General features: G+C 40.7%; 17 protein-coding genes. 11 read left to right on the forward strand and 6 right to left on the reverse strand.

Going from position 1 to position 19170, the window contains the following annotated elements:
* Positions 1 to 68 precede the first annotated feature (68 nt).
* From ESB13_RS09545 to ESB13_RS09555, 3 genes are all read left to right on the forward strand, one after another.
* Positions 69 to 1277 carry a FecR family protein gene (locus tag ESB13_RS09545; protein WP_129002753.1) on the forward strand — a complete coding sequence of 403 codons (1209 nt, stop codon included), beginning with the start codon at positions 69 to 71 and terminating at the stop codon, positions 1275 to 1277.
* A 114-nt stretch (positions 1278 to 1391) separates the two neighbouring features.
* On the forward strand, positions 1392 to 4883 hold the full coding sequence (locus ESB13_RS09550; RefSeq protein WP_164974157.1) for a SusC/RagA family TonB-linked outer membrane protein: 3492 nt from the start codon (positions 1392 to 1394) through the stop codon (positions 4881 to 4883).
* Positions 4884 to 4898: 15 nt separating this feature from the next.
* Complete coding sequence (locus ESB13_RS09555) at positions 4899 to 6278, forward strand: RagB/SusD family nutrient uptake outer membrane protein (protein WP_129002755.1); 1380 nt, start codon at positions 4899 to 4901, stop codon at positions 6276 to 6278.
* A 108-nt stretch (positions 6279 to 6386) separates the two neighbouring features.
* Here ESB13_RS09555 and ESB13_RS09560 read toward each other — a convergent pair whose 3' ends face one another.
* The 4 genes from ESB13_RS09560 to ESB13_RS09575 form a co-directional block, all read right to left on the reverse strand.
* On the reverse strand, positions 6387 to 6761 hold the full coding sequence (locus tag ESB13_RS09560) for a hypothetical protein (RefSeq protein WP_129002756.1): 375 nt from the start codon (positions 6759 to 6761) through the stop codon (positions 6387 to 6389).
* A gap of 455 nt (positions 6762 to 7216) precedes the next feature.
* Positions 7217 to 8170 carry an AraC family transcriptional regulator gene (locus tag ESB13_RS09565; RefSeq protein WP_129002757.1) on the reverse strand — a complete coding sequence of 318 codons (954 nt, stop codon included), beginning with the start codon at positions 8168 to 8170 and terminating at the stop codon, positions 7217 to 7219.
* Positions 8171 to 8493: 323 nt separating this feature from the next.
* On the reverse strand, positions 8494 to 9042 hold the full coding sequence (locus tag ESB13_RS09570; RefSeq protein ID WP_129002758.1) for a hypothetical protein: 549 nt from the start codon (positions 9040 to 9042) through the stop codon (positions 8494 to 8496).
* A 214-nt stretch (positions 9043 to 9256) separates the two neighbouring features.
* The gene (locus tag ESB13_RS09575; protein WP_129002759.1) at positions 9257 to 10096 is read right to left on the reverse strand and encodes a DUF2971 domain-containing protein; all 840 of its coding nucleotides are present in this window, start codon (positions 10094 to 10096) and stop codon (positions 9257 to 9259) included.
* A gap of 720 nt (positions 10097 to 10816) precedes the next feature.
* On the opposite strand from ESB13_RS09575, the gene ESB13_RS09580 reads away from it, so the two are divergent.
* From ESB13_RS09580 to ESB13_RS09595, 4 genes are all read left to right on the forward strand, one after another.
* Complete coding sequence (locus tag ESB13_RS09580; protein WP_129002760.1) at positions 10817 to 11206, forward strand: single-stranded DNA-binding protein; 390 nt, start codon at positions 10817 to 10819, stop codon at positions 11204 to 11206.
* Positions 11207 to 11274: 68 nt separating this feature from the next.
* The gene (locus ESB13_RS09585; protein ID WP_129002761.1) at positions 11275 to 12342 is read left to right on the forward strand and encodes a DUF932 domain-containing protein; all 1068 of its coding nucleotides are present in this window, start codon (positions 11275 to 11277) and stop codon (positions 12340 to 12342) included.
* Between the two features lie 148 nt (positions 12343 to 12490).
* The gene (locus ESB13_RS09590; RefSeq protein ID WP_129002762.1) at positions 12491 to 12814 is read left to right on the forward strand and encodes a hypothetical protein; all 324 of its coding nucleotides are present in this window, start codon (positions 12491 to 12493) and stop codon (positions 12812 to 12814) included.
* Positions 12815 to 12873: 59 nt separating this feature from the next.
* On the forward strand, positions 12874 to 13188 hold the full coding sequence (locus tag ESB13_RS09595; RefSeq protein WP_129002763.1) for a hypothetical protein: 315 nt from the start codon (positions 12874 to 12876) through the stop codon (positions 13186 to 13188).
* A gap of 180 nt (positions 13189 to 13368) precedes the next feature.
* Here ESB13_RS09595 and ESB13_RS09600 read toward each other — a convergent pair whose 3' ends face one another.
* A complete protein-coding gene (locus ESB13_RS09600) occupies positions 13369 to 13674 on the reverse strand; it encodes a hypothetical protein (RefSeq protein ID WP_129002764.1) in 306 nt (101 codons plus the stop codon).
* Between the two features lie 101 nt (positions 13675 to 13775).
* Between ESB13_RS09600 and ESB13_RS09605 the strand changes: the two genes are divergently transcribed.
* Genes ESB13_RS09605 through ESB13_RS09620 form a run of 4 tightly spaced genes read left to right on the forward strand, consistent with a single transcriptional unit; the run spans position 13776 to position 16826 of the window.
* The gene (locus ESB13_RS09605) at positions 13776 to 14243 is read left to right on the forward strand and encodes a S24 family peptidase (protein ID WP_129002765.1); all 468 of its coding nucleotides are present in this window, start codon (positions 13776 to 13778) and stop codon (positions 14241 to 14243) included.
* Positions 14218 to 15492, forward strand: a complete 1275-nt coding sequence (locus tag ESB13_RS09610; RefSeq protein ID WP_129002766.1) for a Y-family DNA polymerase — start codon at positions 14218 to 14220, stop codon at positions 15490 to 15492. The genes ESB13_RS09605 and ESB13_RS09610 overlap by 26 nt, the downstream gene beginning before the upstream one ends.
* A 7-nt stretch (positions 15493 to 15499) precedes the next feature.
* Complete coding sequence (locus tag ESB13_RS09615) at positions 15500 to 16015, forward strand: hypothetical protein (protein ID WP_129002767.1); 516 nt, start codon at positions 15500 to 15502, stop codon at positions 16013 to 16015.
* Between the two features lies 1 nt (position 16016).
* Positions 16017 to 16826 (forward strand): SOS response-associated peptidase, encoded by an 810-nt coding sequence (locus tag ESB13_RS09620; protein ID WP_129002768.1) that lies wholly within the window; start codon positions 16017 to 16019, stop codon positions 16824 to 16826.
* A gap of 449 nt (positions 16827 to 17275) precedes the next feature.
* Here the strand turns inward: ESB13_RS09620 and ESB13_RS09625 are convergent, their stop codons facing one another.
* Positions 17276 to 18481 (reverse strand): IS4 family transposase, encoded by a 1206-nt coding sequence (locus ESB13_RS09625; protein WP_129002769.1) that lies wholly within the window; start codon positions 18479 to 18481, stop codon positions 17276 to 17278.
* Positions 18482 to 19170: the final 689 nt, after the last annotated feature.

Genomic DNA, 19170 nt, shown 5'->3' on the forward strand with positions numbered 1-19170 from the left:
GCATTTCATCGTCTTTATAGTGTATATCACTGTCTGTTCAACGGAAGGAAGCCTTAACAGATAATATTATGCAAAGCGAAAAAGATAGGATGAAGCACAGCTTTCGTGTGTCTGAGCTGATAATAAAATATCAGAAAGGCACCCTGTCGGAATCTGAAAAAGAAGAACTTTCTGTATGGGTTGATGCAAGCGACAAAACCCAATTCCTTAGAGAAATGACTACGGGTAAAATACTGGAAAAGGATCTTGAAGAATATGCCAGGGCTAACACGGAAAAAGGTTATTCACGGGTTATAAATAAACTGGAAAAAAAAGCACGATTAGGCATAGCCCAGTATAACTTAATTTTCAAAGTGGCAGCCGTAGTGCTGGTATTGCTTTCTGGATTAGTGTACTTATTAAGCAGGCATAAACCATCTACTAACCAACAACTGATTGCTCTATCAGACAGTAACCTAATTGTTCCTGGGAGCAAAAAGGCAAGGTTAATATATGTAGATGGAGAAATACTTTTAGAACAGGGAAAGGACACAACCTTTACCAACGACACACTAACAGTCATAAACAGTGCCGACGGTATTGTTTCATACAGAAATGATTTAAAAACGAAGGTGTCAACAACACAATGGAATATACTTGAGGCACCGGCTGGTGGAGGCTATACAATCGTTTTAGAGGATGGTACAAAAGTGTTTCTTAATGCCGCCTCGTCAATTTCTTACCCGGTTCATTTCCTTGCGGGGGAGAGAAATGTATTCTTGCGAGGTGAGGGCTATTTTGAAGTAGCTAAGGACGCCAAAAGGCCATTTATTGTAACAGCTAACAACATATCCATAAAGGCGGTGGGAACAGCTTTTAATGTTGATTGCAAACGATATGCTAATACGAAATCTGTCTTAACGACGGTAACCGAAGGTGCTGTACTGATAGGACGCAGCCACAGCACAACCCTTGTAAAAGCAGGAGAAGTAGCTTTAAGCGATAATTTATTAACGAAGTTTGTTGCCCCTAAAAAGGATATTACAGAATTGATTGCCTGGAAAGAAGGAATGTTTTCTTTCAAATCGGAGAATATTGAAGTTGTGATGCAACAACTTTCCGAATGGTATAATGTAAAGATCGAATACGATAGCACATTTAATCGTCATAAGTATTTCACAGGTGAGATCAAAAGAAGCGTACCATTATCAACCCTGTTGGAAATGATTGAACTTACAGGAATAGCAAAATTTTCACTAAGCCAAAGAACATTGAAGGTATTGCCGAATACCAAATAAAAGGTTCCTTCCCCTTACATTTTTTCATTAAACCATAAAACAGCTGTTATGAGCCATAACACACTGCATGATTGCAGGGTAAGGTCATCCCTATGCCTTGCCAAAAGATCCACTATGTATCTACTGTTTATAATGCTGAGTTTTACCAGCATTACATCATTTGCGAGATTGCAAAATGACACTGCCAGGGTTAGCTTATTTCTGGAAAACCAGCCATTGAAAACAGCGTTGGGGGAAATTAGCCAGCAAACCGATTACCGTTTTATATACGATGATGACTTACTAAAAACCTCTCGTCCTATCACCATCCGGATCAAGGCAGTTCCTGTTATTGACGCACTATCACAGATCTTCAAGAATCAGCCTTTCTACTACCGGGTTATGGCAAAGAATGTGGTTATTACACCATCCAAAAAAGCCAACGCACAGGCGCAGGACATTTGGAATGTTACTGCAAACGATACAATCATTATAAGAAAGGTCATATCCGCCTCCAATAAAATGCCCTTAGCCGGAGCATCCGTTATAGTAAAAGAAACAGGAGCTACTGCCGTAACAGATCATGCAGGTAACTTTCGTATCACTGTTCCGCAAACCGGGGCAACTATCATGATTAGCTTTGTTGGTTACCATGCTTTACAACAGTCCCTTTCACCTGCATCGGAACTACCATCCACATTTGAAATGAAAAGTTCTATCCAGGAAATGCAAATGGTTACAGTAAATACAGGGTATCAGAATATTCCGAAAGAACGCGCAACAGGTTCGTTCGAGATTGTTGATAATAAGCTATTCAACAGAACCGTTACAACAAACGTATTAGAAAGATTGGATGGTGTGGTGCCAGGTTTAATATTCAACCGATCTATTGTAACAGGAAACAATCGCGGAACTGACATTAACATTCGAGGGATTAGCAGCATAAATACCAGTACACAGCCTCTCATAGTGTTAGATAATTTTCCATATACAGGAGATTTATCTACAATTAATCCAAACGATGTTCAGGACATAACAGTTTTAAAAGATGCTGCTGCGGCTTCTATTTGGGGGGCAAAAGCTGGTAATGGAGTAATTGTAATTACTACCAAATCAGGCAGGTACAACCAAAAAATGACTGTCAATATCAATAATAACGTGACTATCGTTAACAAACCTGATTTATATTATATCCCTCGTTTCACTTCGTCCGCATTTATTGACCTGGAAACATTTTTATTTAAAAACGGGGCGTTTAATTCTGATCTCAACAATACGACAACCTTTGTGCCTTATTCGCCTGTAGTGGATATTTTAAACAAACGTAGGTTGGGGCAAATTTCCGAATCAGATTCGGCTACTCAAATTGACGCTTTAAGGGGAAATGATATTAGAAAGGACTTTCTTAAGTATGTTTATCGAAAAGCTATCTATCAGCAATACGCTGTTTCTGTCTCAGGTGGTACAAGCAATATCAGTTACCTTTTTTCCGTTGGCTATGATAAAAATATCACAACACTTGTTGGGAATAGGCAAGACAGGCTTTCCGTGAGATCACAAGCCAATATTAAGCCGTTAAGAAATTTAAGCCTTCAAGTGGGTTTAGGCTATACACATTCGGAAAGTATTAATAACAGTATTGGTGAATTTGGGAGCTTTTATACGGGTGGAAAATCTCTATATCCTTATGCCAGGCTAGCCGACGATCAAGGCAATAGCATGGCGATAGACAAGGATTACACCTATCATTTTACTGATACAGTAGGCAGTGGAAAGCTGCTAAATTGGAAGTACCGCCCTTTAGATGAGAGAAATTACAGTGATAAGACCACTAACTTAAAAAATCTCCTAATTCAGTTAGCTGCCAATTATAGTATTACTCCGTCATTTACCGCAGATCTGAAGTATCAATTTGAAATGCAGGACAATATTGGCAGGAACTATTACAACGAGCAATCCTATAATGTACGGAACCTGATAAACCTATTTACTCCCACCGGAGGCAGCGCGTCGGTAAATTCCGGTATTCCTAATGGGGGAATACTCGATTTAAGTAACATCAATTTAGCTACCCAGAATCTTAGGGGGCAGCTGAATTTCAATAAACAGGTAAGAAAAAAGGGATTCCTCACAGCAATAGCTGGGGGCGAAATAAGGCAAAGCCATGTAACTTCAAATAGTGGACGTACATACGGATACAACGCTGATGTGATTAGCTTTAGAAATGTGAATTATGCTACACCATACCCCACCTATCTTGGGATTCAGGGAAATAGCCTGTTTATTCCTAACACTATTTTTTTTAGTGACAACCTGGATCGTTTTGTATCGCTATATGCAAATGCCGCTTTCGACTATGATAAGAAATATATCATATCTGCGAGTGCCAGAAGGGATGCAAGTAATTTGTTTGGAGTAGCTACAAATAATAAATGGAAACCACTCTGGTCAGTAGGCGCAGCTTGGAACTTAACAAATGAAGAGTTCTTTCATAATCCGGTCTTTTCCTTGCTCAAAATCAGGGCTACTTATGGGTACAGTGGAAATGTAAATAACACTGTAACTGGCGTGTTAACCATTCAATCGGGAGTATTAAATACATTTACCAACACAACAACATATTCTGTAAAACAAGCACCAAACCCAAATCTGCGATGGGAAAAGGTCGCAACGACAAATATCGGAATAGACTTCGCCACCAGGAATACGAAATTTGCAGGAAGCATAGAATTTTATTCCAAAAAGTCCACCGACTTAATAAGTCCTGTTCCTACTGACATTACTTCAGGTTACACAACCCTAACAGTTAATAGCGCGAATCTTCAAGTAAAAGGAGTGGATCTTAATTTAAAAACAATTAATGTAGACAAAGCAGTAAAATGGCAAACGAATTGGCTGTTTTCTTACAATACCTATAAACTCACCAAGTACCTATACAAACGGTCTTCCTTAGCGGGTTTGTATTTGGGCATCGGCCTTATGAATCCAATTGAAGGTCAAAATCCCTACCAGATCGGTGCCTGGAAGTGGGGAGGACTTGACCACAACACAGGTGATCCAATAGGCTTTGTAGATGGGAAAGCCACTAAAAATTATGATTCCATATACAACTATGCTGGTAAAAATGATATTTCCTTTCATGGCTCTGCACGCCCTCTGTATTTTGGCTCATTCATTAATACAGTCAGCTGGAAAAACCTTTCGGTATCTCTTAATATAACATATAGGCTGAAATACTATTTCCTTAAAAATAACTCAATTCAGTACAATGCACTATTTACAGGATATGCACAAAACGGCTATGGTGATTATGTAAATCGATGGCAGAAACCAGGTGACGAGCTGCATACAAATGTACCTTCAATGGTATATCCTGCAATTGCTAACAGGGATAATTTCTACTACAATTCAGAAGTAAACGTGTTTAAAGGAGACAATATTCGACTACAGGATATAAACCTTTCATATGGGCTTAATACACATAGTGAGTGGCTAAAAAGTTTGAATCTATATCTATATCTTAATAATGTTGGGATACTATGGAAAGCTAATAAGGCAGGTTTAGATCCGGATTATGGAGTGCCACCACCCAAAAGCATTGCTATTGGATTAAAAGCCACTTTCTAAAACTCAAAAACTTTTATGATGAAGTTATATAAATCTATAATACAACAAGTTTTATTACTCTTCTTGTTGACATACCTTTGGTCATGTAAGAAGTATCTTGATGAATCGCCGGATAAATCCCTGGTAATTCCCACAAAATTTAATGAACTACAAGGCATCCTTGACCTTAATTCGATGTATATAAATTATCCGTGGGCGGGCGAGTTAGCAAATGATAACATATATTTCAGTTATACAGATTGGGCATCAATAACTAATGTGAACGATCAAAATACATACATATGGAATCCCAATACGGACTTATCGCAAAGCTGGACGCTAACCTATGCCCGAATACTGAATGCTAATATTGTATTGTCAGTTATTGATAAATTACAAGACAATACAGCAACAATTGCTGATCGCAATGCAGTTAAGGGTGGCGCACTCTTTTACAGGGCGTACAATTTTTATGAATTAGCCCAATTATTTTCACCTGCATATTCAGTTTCCTCAATGAACTTACCTCTGGGAATACCTCTTAAACTAAGCGCCGATGCTGAAGATGTTACAAAAAGGTCAACGGTTGCAGAAACTTACAACCAGATAATTCGTGATCTTAAAATGGCAATACCACTATTACCCGCATATCAAAGTGTGGCTACGAATCGAACTAGGGCATGTCAGGCCGCTGCTTTCGGACTGTTGGCAAGAACATATCTTTCCATGAGCGACTACGAAAACGCAGGGACATATGCAGATTCATGCTTGCGACTTTATAATACTCTAATTGATTACAATAATTCAAGTTTAGTAAATAGCACGGCAAACGTACCATTTCAAAAATTCAACGGGGAAGTAATTTTTCATGCAGTTTCCTACCAGGTAAATGCTACTAAAAGCAAAGTGGATTCCACACTATATAGCTGGTATGACAGCAACGACATTCGCAAAAAGGCATTTTTTATGACAATTACGGATGGTGGATTTAGATTTAAAGGAAATTACAACGGCACCTCTTATAGCTTACCATTTTGCGGTATTGCAACAGATGAAGTTTACTTAGTGAGAGCTGAATGTTATGCAAGGCAAGGCAAAGTATCAGAGGCGATGAATGATTTGAATAAACTTCTAAATACTAGGTGGCTGTCAAATAAATTTATTCCTATTACAACGTCAGATCCTCAACAAGCATTGGCCATTATTTTACGCGAAAGGCGTAAGGAACTTTGCTTTAGACCGAGCCTTCGTTGGACTGATATACGCAGGCTAAATTTAAGTGGCGATAATTCAATTACAATCACGCGCAATTTGAACGGGCGAATATATACTTTACTACCAAATGATTTAACATACACTTTCCTGATACCGAATGTTGTAATAGATATGAGCGGGATCGAGCAGAACCCTAGATAGTCCAATAGCGTAAGTAAATAAAAAGCAATAAATAAGGCAATATAACCTTATTTATTGCTTTGACTAATAAATGCTGAATACGCTTTAAATTCTATCGTAATAATATTGCTATTGTCTAGTCCATAAATTTACACCGTCTGCTACAGGTACATCCGTGCTTTCCCCATTATTAAGTATAGTGTATAAAGTGCCGGAAATAACTGGTTTTCCTGCGTTGTTTTCTGCGTAAATTTTGCAGATATGGGTCACATCGTCCGGACAGGAAATATCGGAACCGGTTCCATTTGCAAGCATCCAGCTATTAGGGTCAGTACGCGCAGAAGCAGAATTTTCACTCGATTCGCTGATTAAAACAAAATAAGCCGGTGCAAATTTAGCTTTAGCCTTCACTTCTGTTTTAGCTGTGAAAGCGCTTGTCACTAATGCTACTGTGAGTATCAAAATAGCAATCGCCATCGGGAAGAGAAATTTTATCTTACGCATAAAATATAGTTTAAATTGGATTAATATACCTGCTGGCTGAATTGATGAATGGGTGCAGGAATGCCGCATTCTTTGTCCGCAAAGGTTCCGACCACTTTTACTAAGTACCCGGAACCAAACGGTGGATGAAGCCGGATAACCCTGTGTGGTCATTTATTAAGGAAATAAATTGCCTATATGTAGCGATGCCACAGCAATGAACACGAATACGGATTTTTGGAAGTTTACATACAGGAAGCATGATAGTTCAATTTGGTGTTAACAGCGCCTGGCAGCCTTTTTCCGTTCTATATGTATTTCCGTTTCTAGTGTAAATCTCTACACTCCACCGGATAATATCAAGCGCAGAAACAAGGTTTGCACCATCTGGCAAACTATTTTTCACCAATCGCTTAAATACAATGCACCAAAAGGCAAAATCATGCCCTGGAGAGCGAAAAACTCGTATTAAAATTTCAGATATTGCCGCCTCTCTTGCGCCAAAAAGATGGGGTGACACCTACATTACCCTTGAAAGCAGGATCAAATGCGGCGGAGTTTCTAAAACCTACCTTCACGGCTATTTCATCAACACTCATTTGTGGCTCTTCAATCAAAAGTGTTTTCGCCGTTTTTATTCGCTCATATTGGAGAAATTGGCAGGGGGGCATGGCAAAAACCTTTACAAAGTCCGTTTTTAAATCGCGGCTATTGGTGCCGACCATCCTTGCTAGATCGTGATTGGAAACATGACGCGCCACGTCTTGCCGGATGATCTCACGCGCTTGATACATTCGCTCTATCTTATATTCAGGCAAATCAATACCATTGCGCTGTTCTGCTACCTGGATAAGTAAGGTCAATACAGCACTTGCGGCTTTTTTATCGGCAGGCCGTCCTAACAGGTATTCTATAGCGTCTAAAAGCAAAGCACCACTCTGTACCATTGTGTCCAGCAGGAACGCCCGCTTACCTTCCTCAATTTGTCTTAAAAATCTGCCAAGAAGCTCGTTTTCTATGCCTACTGACTTTATAAAGTCAAGGTTGAGACACATATCAAATACAAAATATTCATGACCACTTTTAATATTGAATTTGGTATCTATAACGGGGCAATGAGCAAAGACAAACTGGCCTTGCTTAATATAAAGTTCCCCCAAATCGTATCTGTACCGTATATGCTGCTTCAATACCACTTTAAAGCCGATATATGGCCCTTCACGATGAATGTAAATTTCCTGGTCTGCATTCGGATGGTAAGCTGTCAACCAAAAGCAGTAATCATCCGTCTCATACTTTTGGTAAAATACTTTTGCAAAAGGTTCAATGGCAGTTAAGGCTTTGCTTCCAGGTATTTTTAAATAGGCTAACTCCGCAGGCACTTGGGGCTTGAAATTAAGAGGGCCAAAGGTTGCTGAAACAATGTCCATACACAGGTTTTTGTTTTGGAACAAACAATCGTAAGGGCAGTCATATAATCCGGAATGCTTTGCAACCTCGATTACATTTTTCCCAACTGGGTTCTATGCAGACACAATGTAATATTAATATCTACTTCAAATATTAATAATCCTTAAATGGAAATTAACAAACATTTCTTAGATTATGAGGCAGTTATGTTTAACAGGGGTGTATTAAATCGCCAACCTATTCCTATATTGACAAAAAAAAGCCGCAGATAAACGCCCGGAAAACAGCATTTACTGCGGTAATGTTGCGGCTAAATACGAGCAAACTGGTTGATGCCGTTGATCTATTTATCTTTCCTCAAAATCCGGCAGGTGTACGAACATTGCAGATTATCCAGGTCTACCCCTAATTCAAGGCAGTAATCATACAAAGAATCCAGGTCAAACATCTGCAAATCTTTCCCGCTTATACCATCTGCAAAGGGATTTTCAAATGAAAATAGCTCTCCCTCATTAGTGACTGGCGTTTCAGTCGAACCGACACCTTCAATTTCCCGAATCCGTTTCCCTTTTTCATAAGCCAATAAATAAGAAAAACCATCTTCAGAACGAAAGCTAATCTGGACAAAAAGGGTATCCAGTTCACTGGATAGATACTCTCCCCACTCAAATAACTTTTTAAAGGAATTGTGCCGGATGCAATACCAATTCTCTGAACTTTTAGTTACGGCAAGTATTGTAGGATCTGCGTCCAAAACTAAAGAACACTCCAATTCGGCAGGAACACTGCCGGAATCAATTTCATTTATGCCACTGATCTGCTGTAACGCGCTATACAACTTTTTGCTGTTAGATGTTTTAACATGCAAATGCAATTGGACTGGTTTCATCATGTGCAAAACTTAGGGGGATACAAATGAATGAAAAAAAAATTACTAAACAGGGGCGTTGTTTAATATTAATCTTTATTTAAACCCAAAAATATGCCTTCGCTGGAAAACGAAGGCATCAACCCTAAACCTTTAAAATGCTAATTTATTACACTCTCTTAGAAATCCAAATAAAACAACTCACAAAATACGCATAATACATCTAAAAATGAATTAATTATGCGATCTGATTTTTCGACAATACCCCATTGCTCAGTACGGTTTGGTAAATCGGAATACCGACCGGGTATATTTTCTTCACCGAGGCAATGACCTCTTCCATGTCTTTAGGGGGCATGTTATGGCCTATTATCACCTCAGCCACAGTTTGCGGATCAAATTCACGCAGACGTTCATAATAGATACCTACCCCAACAGTAGCAAACCGAAATTCCTCTTCATGCGACCAGGAGGTTTTCTTATACAGTAGTATATCAATACCATCCCTCTTACCAGTGAAACTGAGCATATAGGGCGCATCATTGTACTCAACCATCGCAGCGGTACAATTCAGCTCCCTGCATAAATCCACAGTGCGAAAGCCTACGCAATAACCAGTATAGTTATCTCCATAATGCTCCCAGGTAGGAACACTCAGCCCGTTTACACTGGTGCTAAATATCCCATAAGGATCGTAATGCTCACGCTTCTCTAACACCGCTCTATTAGCATCAAAATGCCCTTTCGGATTTTCCTTTATTTGATCCCACTTTTCAGTAGCCAATCTCTGTTGTATTTCAGGCGGGTAAAACTGTGTTTCAGGAAACAATTCGTGCATTCCGGCTATTAGCCGCTGATAAAAGGCTTCACTGTTTACTTCGTCTGCATCATAAGCAAATTCAGGCCGAACGTCCAGGGGATCATTAAGATCATAAGGATGCGAAAACCATACCTGCCGTTTAAGATGAAGGTTTTTATGGTTATCGTCTTTCCAGGTTCTATACTTATACACTACAGCTGGGGCATTTTCCCGAATACTTTGTTCTACTTCCTTGAAATCTATATAGGGCTTAGTCATATACCTAATATTTCTCCTAAAGTAAGTAATTCCCGGAAGAAGGAATTTATTTAACCAGCATTGTCTTATCTATTTAGCCGCCGTTGTGTCACTCACTTGTACGGCTGGTTCTCTGTGCATCACAATCATTCCAGCCTTTAATGAATCCGGTAAGGGGCTATAACCCATAATACAATTTAATATGCCAGATGGTAACCTGCGGTTGGTCTGCTCTTTCGTACCCCCTGGGTCGCGAAGGTATTAGCCTATTCCAGCCTACGAACGACTGCGCTCCGTAAACTCCGCTTGCAAGTTTTGTAAAAAAATCTCCAATGCTAACAGCCCCCCTGCGGGGCATTCTATGCGTTGCGCAATAGTATTTTTTTTCAAAATCGTTCTCCGTGCCTCCATAGGCTTAATGGCTGGTCGCTAAGGGTATATGAAAGAGGCGAAGCCGAATGACTGACCCTTTAATTATTTAACAATAAAAATATGCTTTATGACACAGCCAGTTTTATCCACAGTAATGGGCCTATCATGGGAGTTACAACGCAGTAAAAAGTATAACCGTTCGCGTTCCCTTGTTGCAGCATGGGCTATATTCTTAAATGAGGACATAATGGTTTATCGCCTCGTTAAAAAGCACTCCACGCAGTACAAACAGCCTGATATATCAGTTGCCCGATCTCTTACACTTTTTCGTTAATCACATTTTTTAATAACAGTTAATACTTATCAATTATGGAAACTAAAGTAGTAGCCAACATTACAGCCGATGCAATAGTAAACGTATTGGAAGGCGGCAAGTCAGTAGTAAATTTTGATGTTGCAATTAATGATTACTTCCGCAAAAAAGGTGCAAAAGAAAACACCAAAGTAACAACCTATGTGCGCTGTGCCTATTGGAATCACACAGGCATTGCACCCTATCTGAAAAAGGGCGTGTTAGTGGAGATAACAGGACGGGTAGGCACACAAGCCTATTCATCGAAAGATGGTACAGCTAAAGCTGCTTTGACACTTACCGTACAAAATATAAAACTACACGGAAAGCCGGCTAACAGCACGAAGAACGAAGCCGAAACAGCACCGGCAAATATTACCGAGCCTATAGACGATTTACCATTTTAAACCTAAAGGGCGGGGCGTAAGCCCTGCCCCCTAATCACTCATTTATTCAAACTATAAAAATTAATATCATGGCACACAATCTTTTTTTCAACGAGCAAACAGGACAACACAGTTTCTTTTCTGTAAAAGAAAAAGCGTGGCACGGCTTAGGCCAGATTGTACAGGATTACCCCACCAGCGCAGAAGCAATTAAGCACGCCGGTTTGGATTATACGGTAGTTAAAAGGCCCTTGTTTACATACGACAATGCCAACGCTGAAGGCAATGCCGATGATGATATTATCATCCCGGAAATACAAGTACCTAACTATTACGCCACCATGCGCACAGATAATGAAACTGTATTAGGGGTGGTGGGGAAAGATTACCAGATTGTACAAAATACAGATGCCTTTTCCTTTTTTGATGCCATTGTTGGCGGTGATGGCATTCAATATGAAACAGCCGGAGCATTAGGAAATGGTGAACGCATATTTATCACCGCTAAGTTGCCCAACTATATTAAAGTAGGCAGGGAGGATTTAATTGAGCAGTATTTGTTTTTAACCACTTCGCACGATGGTTTTGGAAGTATTACCGCAGCCTTTACACCCGTGCGCATCGTGTGCCAGAATACTTTGAATGCAGCAATGAAAAACTATAGTAATTCTATTAAAATCCGTCATACGATTAACGCCAAAGGAAGATTAGCAGAAGCGCACAAGGTATTAGTCATTAGTAACCAGTTATCAAACCAGATGCAGGACATTTTTAACAACTGGTCAAAGGTGCGTATAACAGATAAAGAGGTTAAGAAACTCATTCAAATGGCTATGGTGCCCAATAAAGAGGCATTGAAAAATTTAACCGAGGGCAAAGATGATGAACTTTCAACCTGCTTTAAAAATATGTGCGATAGTGTTTTTGAATACGCACAAACAAGCCCTACCCAACTGATGGAAACTACAGCCGGAACTGTATTTGGCGCGTACAATTCCGTTACCGGGTACTTCCAGAATGTACGCAATTACAAAGACGATGAAAGCAAATTGAAATCAATTCTTTTCGGTGGCACCGCGCAGGTTCGCGCACAGTCAGCTTTTAACTTATGTGATGCCTTTGCAAAAAAAGGCAGTGATGCACTGATATTGAATTAACACCAATGCGGGGGCGCAGCCGCACAACAAGGGGCGCAACTTTTTTATGAAACAAGAATTTTCAATACAGCCCCTGTTAGAAGAAAAGGATAATAAGGTAAGCGGGCCAATGTCACCCCTTTTATTTGCTGAGGAAATGGCGTTAAAAATGGATTTCAAATTTAACCGGCTGGCAAGGGTTCAGTATGCTAATGACGAAATACACCAACAGTATGAAGGTGATGGACTGACAGGCCACGATACCCTTATTATAGGATGTGCCTATAAAAACGACTTTTGGCTAAGCCTTTGGGTAGATATGGGCGTAGGCGGCCTTCCCGTGGCTATGCGCCACCAATCCGATAATGAAATTACCGTTACCGCTATTTATCACAAAACATCCTTCGCCGCAAAGTTGACAGATACAGAAATTGCCGTGCTTTTCAATCATGTATTTGATAACCCCGGACAAATAGACATTATCAAAGAATAGCAAGCGCATACAGGGGCATGAACAATGCCCCTGCCTTCTAACAATTAAATAGAATTACTATGTCACGTAAAAATAAAATGGAAAGAAAGTTCCTTCGCTTTATAGCCTCTAAACAAATCGTAGATATTGAAACAGCCGAAGGAAACAAAAATGAGTATCCCATCTTGGAACAATACGAAGAGGAAGAAATAACCTTTTTATACGTTTATGGCAATGGCTGGACAATCTTAGAAGTAGTTTCCGATAGGAATAAAAATGAAAGTGATTTTATAGTACCTCATGATTGGGCAGATAGTTATTTTGCTTCATTGGAGAATGCACAGAAAGCCCTTTTTGAATACGTAGTCGAAAATTTTCCGGCACACCTATTTTAAAGGGAAGCCAGCATTTAACAAAAGGGTACACAGGTAGTTAATGTGTAGCGGAACCGCCATGCGCGGGGCCGCTTTTATTTTTTCAAACGCCAAAAATAAAAGCTCCAAAACAAAAAAGCTGATGCCAGATGGAAGTATTCATTTTTTTATTCTGAATCCTTTGCAAGTATTCAAACGCTCTTATTCTTCTTTTGCCGGATCATTCCCTGGCGTCATTCTTTCTAATGCTGCCAACATCCGCTCTATTAAATCACTTCCATTGCTGCATACTTCTAAAGTCTTATAATCCGGGTAAGCGTGATCTACCTGTAAAAACTGTTCCAGCCAGGCAGCTATTTCATCTCTGGTAAGCGGCGTCTTTTTTTCATCGTCATGATATACGCCGATCATTTCAATCAGGCGAACCAGCTCGACAAAATCATCTGGATTAGGTATGCTCCCGATTTTTTCAGGGAGGTCTACTTTTAATGGAAAAGTGGTAGGCATAGAAAAAGATTTTAATTCGTGGATCAAAAACTAAGCCCGGCTAATAGTGCTGTCTATTTTTTTACAATCATTTCCGCTTCCTTCCAAGTATAATACATTTTTTGAATCTGAATGAGAAAAGTTATAATTATTTGGCTGTGCTAAAAATATTAGTATTTTCGTTTGGAAATCCGTCCTTTATGTTCACTCCACCATCGAGAGATTACGAGGAGCCTGCATTTGATTTGGTGAAAATACTGATTACTGACGCTGACAGCACTTTTGCATTTCGTGTCAATACCCGTTTTTTACTTGACGCTCACATCACTGTTGGTTCCGTTGCACTTGTTGATTTTTCTTTAGCTGACCAAGCTAAAGACGGCGATCTGGTACTGGCCCGGATCGACCAGGAAGACCTATTAGGTTTTCTGAGGTTTGAAAAAAATACGCATTGGATATACCCCGCTAACCCGGAGTGTAAGCCGGTGAAGATACCTGACAACTACAGCGCTGTCGTGCGCGGTATTGTAACATATGTAATCAATAACAAAGAAACCTGGAAAGATGTATGCACTGGTAGACGGCAATAGTTTCTATTGCTCATGTGAGCGTGTTTTTAATCCGAAGTTGGTAGGCAAACCAGTTGTAGTATTGAGCAATAATGATGGATGTGCCATTGCCATGAGCGACGAAGCTAAACAAATCGGTATCGTTATGGGAACACCCGCCCATATGATGCAAGATATTATACGAAAACATGATGTTACACTTTGTTCCAGCAACTATACGTTATATGGAGACATGAGCAGGCGTATGATGAACCAGTTCCGCCGGTTTGTACCGCAGCAGGAAATCTATTCCATAGATGAAGCGTTTTTAGATATGAGCGAACTCTACCGTAAAAATTTGCTTTCTCTGGGCATGGAGATCCGGCAGACTGTCCTGCGAAATGTGGGCATACCTACCTGCGTAGGTATTGCACCCACAAAAACATTAGCAAAAATGGCGAATAGGTTTGCAAAAAAACGGCGAAAACATATCGGTGTACATTGGCTGGCTAACAACGACCTCATAGAAGAAGCGCTGTCGGTGACAGCGATTGAGGATGTATGGGGCATTGGCCACAAACATGCCGCCCGGCTTAAAGCGCAAGGGTTTACCACCGCAGCAGATTTTGTTAAAAAGGCATCACCGGATTGGGTGAGGAAAAATATGTCTGTTATAGGTGAGCGACTATTAAAAGAGTTGAAAGGAATACCCTGTATCGAATGGGATTTTGTAACACCTGTGCCGAAAAATGTAGGTACTAGCCGCTCATTTGGCACCCTTCAAACTGACTTTACAATAATTCGTAATGCGCTTGCCAGTCATACTTCAGCATGTGGGATTAAACTACGTGCAAATAATGTCTGCGCATCTTCCATTCACGTTTTTTTACAAACTAATAGATTCAGAACCCAGGACGAACAGTATTCCCACTCGATCACCATCGAATTACCTGTACCCACGAACAATACAAGCGAACTCAGTGCTTATGCAGCTGACGGTTTGAAAAAGATCTTCAAACCAGGATTAAACTACCAGAAAGTAGGTATTAACGCATTAGACCTGGTTCCCGCCGGGCAAATTCAAAATTCATTGTTTGACAATAACAGCTACCGGGAAAAAGCAAATAAGGCGATGGCTGTGATGGATAGTATCAATAACGATAATGGCAGGAATACGGTATTTATCGCAGCGCAGGGAAAGCGTGAGAAATATGCCCTACGGGCAAACTTTCTCTCTAAGCGATTTACTACCCGCTGGAATGAACTGCCGGAGATCTCTTTCATCAATTAATCCGCTTATGTTTAATCCCTTCCTGCAATTTGATCCCCGGCTGATTCAGCGCTTTAGAGAAGCAAATCGCCGCTGGTTGATTAGCCAAAGCTATGACCGTGGTAACAGTGTTATCGGCGCCCAGGATAAGACTGCTCTTTTATTTTCCGATTATCAGGACAAAGGGTTAGCCATTGTCCATTTAGATGCGCTGAAGGCCAAAAAGCTAAAAGATCGGTTTGCAGTATTGATTGACCTGGAATTTGAACAGCACCGCGATAGAATCAAAGCCATCCTACAGCCTGATTCCGGGTATAGCGTTTTCACGTCATACACCTCTGACAATAAGCTGCTGCAAAAGCAACTCGACAATTATCTGGCAAAGCATGTAGAAAGGTATATAAAGGAAGCCACCAGCTGGCGAATATCCCGCGATAGCAGGTTAAGGCCAACATTGCAGGTAATATTTGGAGAGCTATTTGTTACCATAAAGTTTGGACGCGAACAGCGTCAGGTTAGGCTTAGTGACATTGAAAAGTATTAATATGTGTTATGATATTTCCTTTACCGTCGATCTCCCGGAATTAAGGGCGCATTTTCCTGATCTGGTAATGGATGAAAATATTCAATTGAATCTGGAAGCGGCTGAGCATATTTTAGGCCCCGGCTTCCACGGCGAACATGCTATATTATACCGAAACCGCACGGATCATTTAGTACATCTTCGCCTCCATGAATGGGGCGTTATTCCGTTTTATATTAATACACCCGATAAGATCAACGACTTTAAAAAATCACGGAACGGATTTTTAAACGTCAGGGCTGAAAGGATTTTGGATGATAAAACAAGTTACTGGTTCAAGATACGGGAGCGCCGGTGTTTAATCCCGGTTACAGGCATCATAGAACACCGGGAAGTAGTCGGCTTCAAGAACAGCATTCCTTATCTGGTTTGGCCCTGTAGTCAAAAGATTTTTTTCCTACCCGGTCTGTACTCCGTAGCTGCTGTTCCTGACCAGGAAACAGGAGAGCTGATAGAACGACGCACCTTTGCTCTCATTACGCGCCCTGCCAATGAGCTAATGAAAAAAATTCACAATAGTGGTGCTAACCGCTGGCGGATGCCTTTATTCCTGCCGCTGGAGCTTTCACAAACCTGGCTTAATAATACACTCACGGAAACCGAGTACCGGCGCATTCTCAACTATGAAATACCAGCTGAGGATCTTGCCTACCGCACCACCTTTTCTGTGCGCGGCAATAAATTGCGCCCGGATGGATTAAGCAAGATTGCACCGTACTCCTGGAATGAACCACCGCTAGGTACTGCCGATCCCATACCAAAAACAAAATGACAGAACCATTTTTAATAGAATAAAATTATCAAGAAGAAAATTGCCTTGCCTGGGTGTACCTCATATATGCAGATAATACTATGTATCGGATCGAAGCCTTAATGCCCCAGGTATCAATAGTAATTTCCATGAACGATAATTTAGAGTGGGAGTGCGCGGGGAATGTCACCGAAATTTCTCAAATATTAGGAGCTGCAATAGAACATGCAACAAGTTGAACCAGGGAAATTTGTTTTTGCCCCTTTAAAGCCTTTTGATGGCAGCTTTTTTTTTGAATAGACCTGGAAGCCACGCCCATATTTATCCCTTCCTTTTATGGCTTATAAAACTCATTTTAAATCATTGTTGTCCGACTAAAGTCGGGTTAAAATTGTCTATGCCCCTTTACCAGTAAAGGATATACATTGAAAACAACTTATTTCAAAACCAGGGGAAGCTCCCCCACATTTTTATGTCGTAAACGCAAACGATGCATTATGCGTTTTCCTCCATGCCTTATAAGCGTCTTTTATAAACTCCATAAGCGCTACATAACTCATTAAATGCAATCGGATGACCGTAATCATATTGGCAAACGACTTTTTTGTCACTGCTTTTTTACGGATGACAACCATCAGTAGTTGTGCTATCAAAACACAATATACCTGCATCTTGATCGCATTGGGGCTTGCTCCCCAAAAGTATCGCAAGGGAAAGTTCTGCTTGATTTGTTTAAAAAGCAACTCAATCATCCAGCGATTCTTATAAATGGTAGCGATTTGCGAAGCCGGCAAGGTCATATTGTTAGTAATATATACATAGACCTTACCATCTTCAGCGAGAAAAGTAATACGCCTGAGCTTTAACCGCTGCACTACGGCTCCGTTTTCCTTAACACCTACTGTAACCAGTTGCTCTTTTAAAACTCCTTTGGACTTGCGCTTCTTCGTCTTGTCTACCAGGACTTTGGTAACATGAACATCCGCGTTATTACGTTCCCTGGTCACAAACCACACTTTTTGACTTGTCCATTTAGCGAACTGTCCATAGGTCGTATATGCCTTATCAAACACTATCCAGCTATTAGGAACAAGCTTCAGGTGATACAGAAATTTCTGGTCATGTTCCCGGGCTTCTGTCAACCGTACAAATTCGGCAGTTCCACTAAAGGCATCCATCATTGCATGCACTTTAAAACCACCTTTTTTACGCCCGCCATCCAACGGGTTACGACCAACACCGCGAAGTAGCTCACTGAACAGTTGAATAGTACTGCTGTCAATAATCTTTAAGTTACGGATACTTAAGCCCTTTAACCGGCTGTCCGAGATAAAGCTATGGTACTGACTAAGCAATGCGTAGTAAATAGTTTCAAAGACCTGATAGCTACGTTTATTATTGGCATCTGACAGGGTACTGCGCGCCGGAGCCTTATCCAGCCCCAAATGACTTAGCTTTCCCTCACAGGCTAAAAGCCCCTCACTCAACTCCCGCAGGCCATTACAATAGCTAAATATCCCATAGAGTAGACTTATTAAATGAACCCGCAAGGGTAGACGCTTATAGTACCGGTTTGAATTATGTTTTCTGCCTGCTGCATTTATAATACTTTTAGGAATTACGTCTAATATTTGAGATAATACCGGCTGTCCGGGGAATTTCCTATTTTCACCCATAGTTATTTTTGTAGTGTGGTAACTCTAAAATAACTATTACGGGTGGTTCTCACGAACTGCCCTTTTTTATGATCTTTATTTAAAGTTTAGTCGGACAAGAGTGATTTTAAATAGATTCTTATTCCATAGTTCCTGCAAGCTACCAGCTTGCAGATTCCCTAATTGGCTAACCCGTTCGCCTAACACACATCTTGTCTGACATTCTGTAGAACACTACTTTTATCGCTTCACTGAAAACTGAATTGTGAACCAGAAAATGAAGCGTATGTATTTAGTTAACACAAAAGGTAGTGCTTTCGTCAGAGGCGAAAGCACCCATTTTTCCAATCAGGGTAATCGCCCACCTCTCACCGTTGTAGGTTTTATTAGCAATGCCATTTCCACCAGGAGCAATTGTATTCTATTCAGCAACATCACAAGGAAATGGCCCCACATCCAGACATTTTCCATCTATCAGCATCAAGGGCCGGTAAGTTCAATGGATGGCCCTCTTTTCTTCCCGGTCATCTGTACATAGGCTCCATTGGTTTGCCTGGGCCTGTGCCGTTGCGCTCCGATTAGCAGGGGGCCAGCGTAAGGACAGTTCCGAACCTATAAACACGCCGTGCAGCAGCTGAGCGGCCCCCATTCCCGTTGCCTGGATCGCAACGGGCGAGGTGTACGATTGTCGGACAAGTCCTTCAATCGAC

Source organism: Filimonas effusa, from assembly GCF_004118675.1.
Taxonomy (GTDB): domain Bacteria; phylum Bacteroidota; class Bacteroidia; order Chitinophagales; family Chitinophagaceae; genus Filimonas; species Filimonas effusa.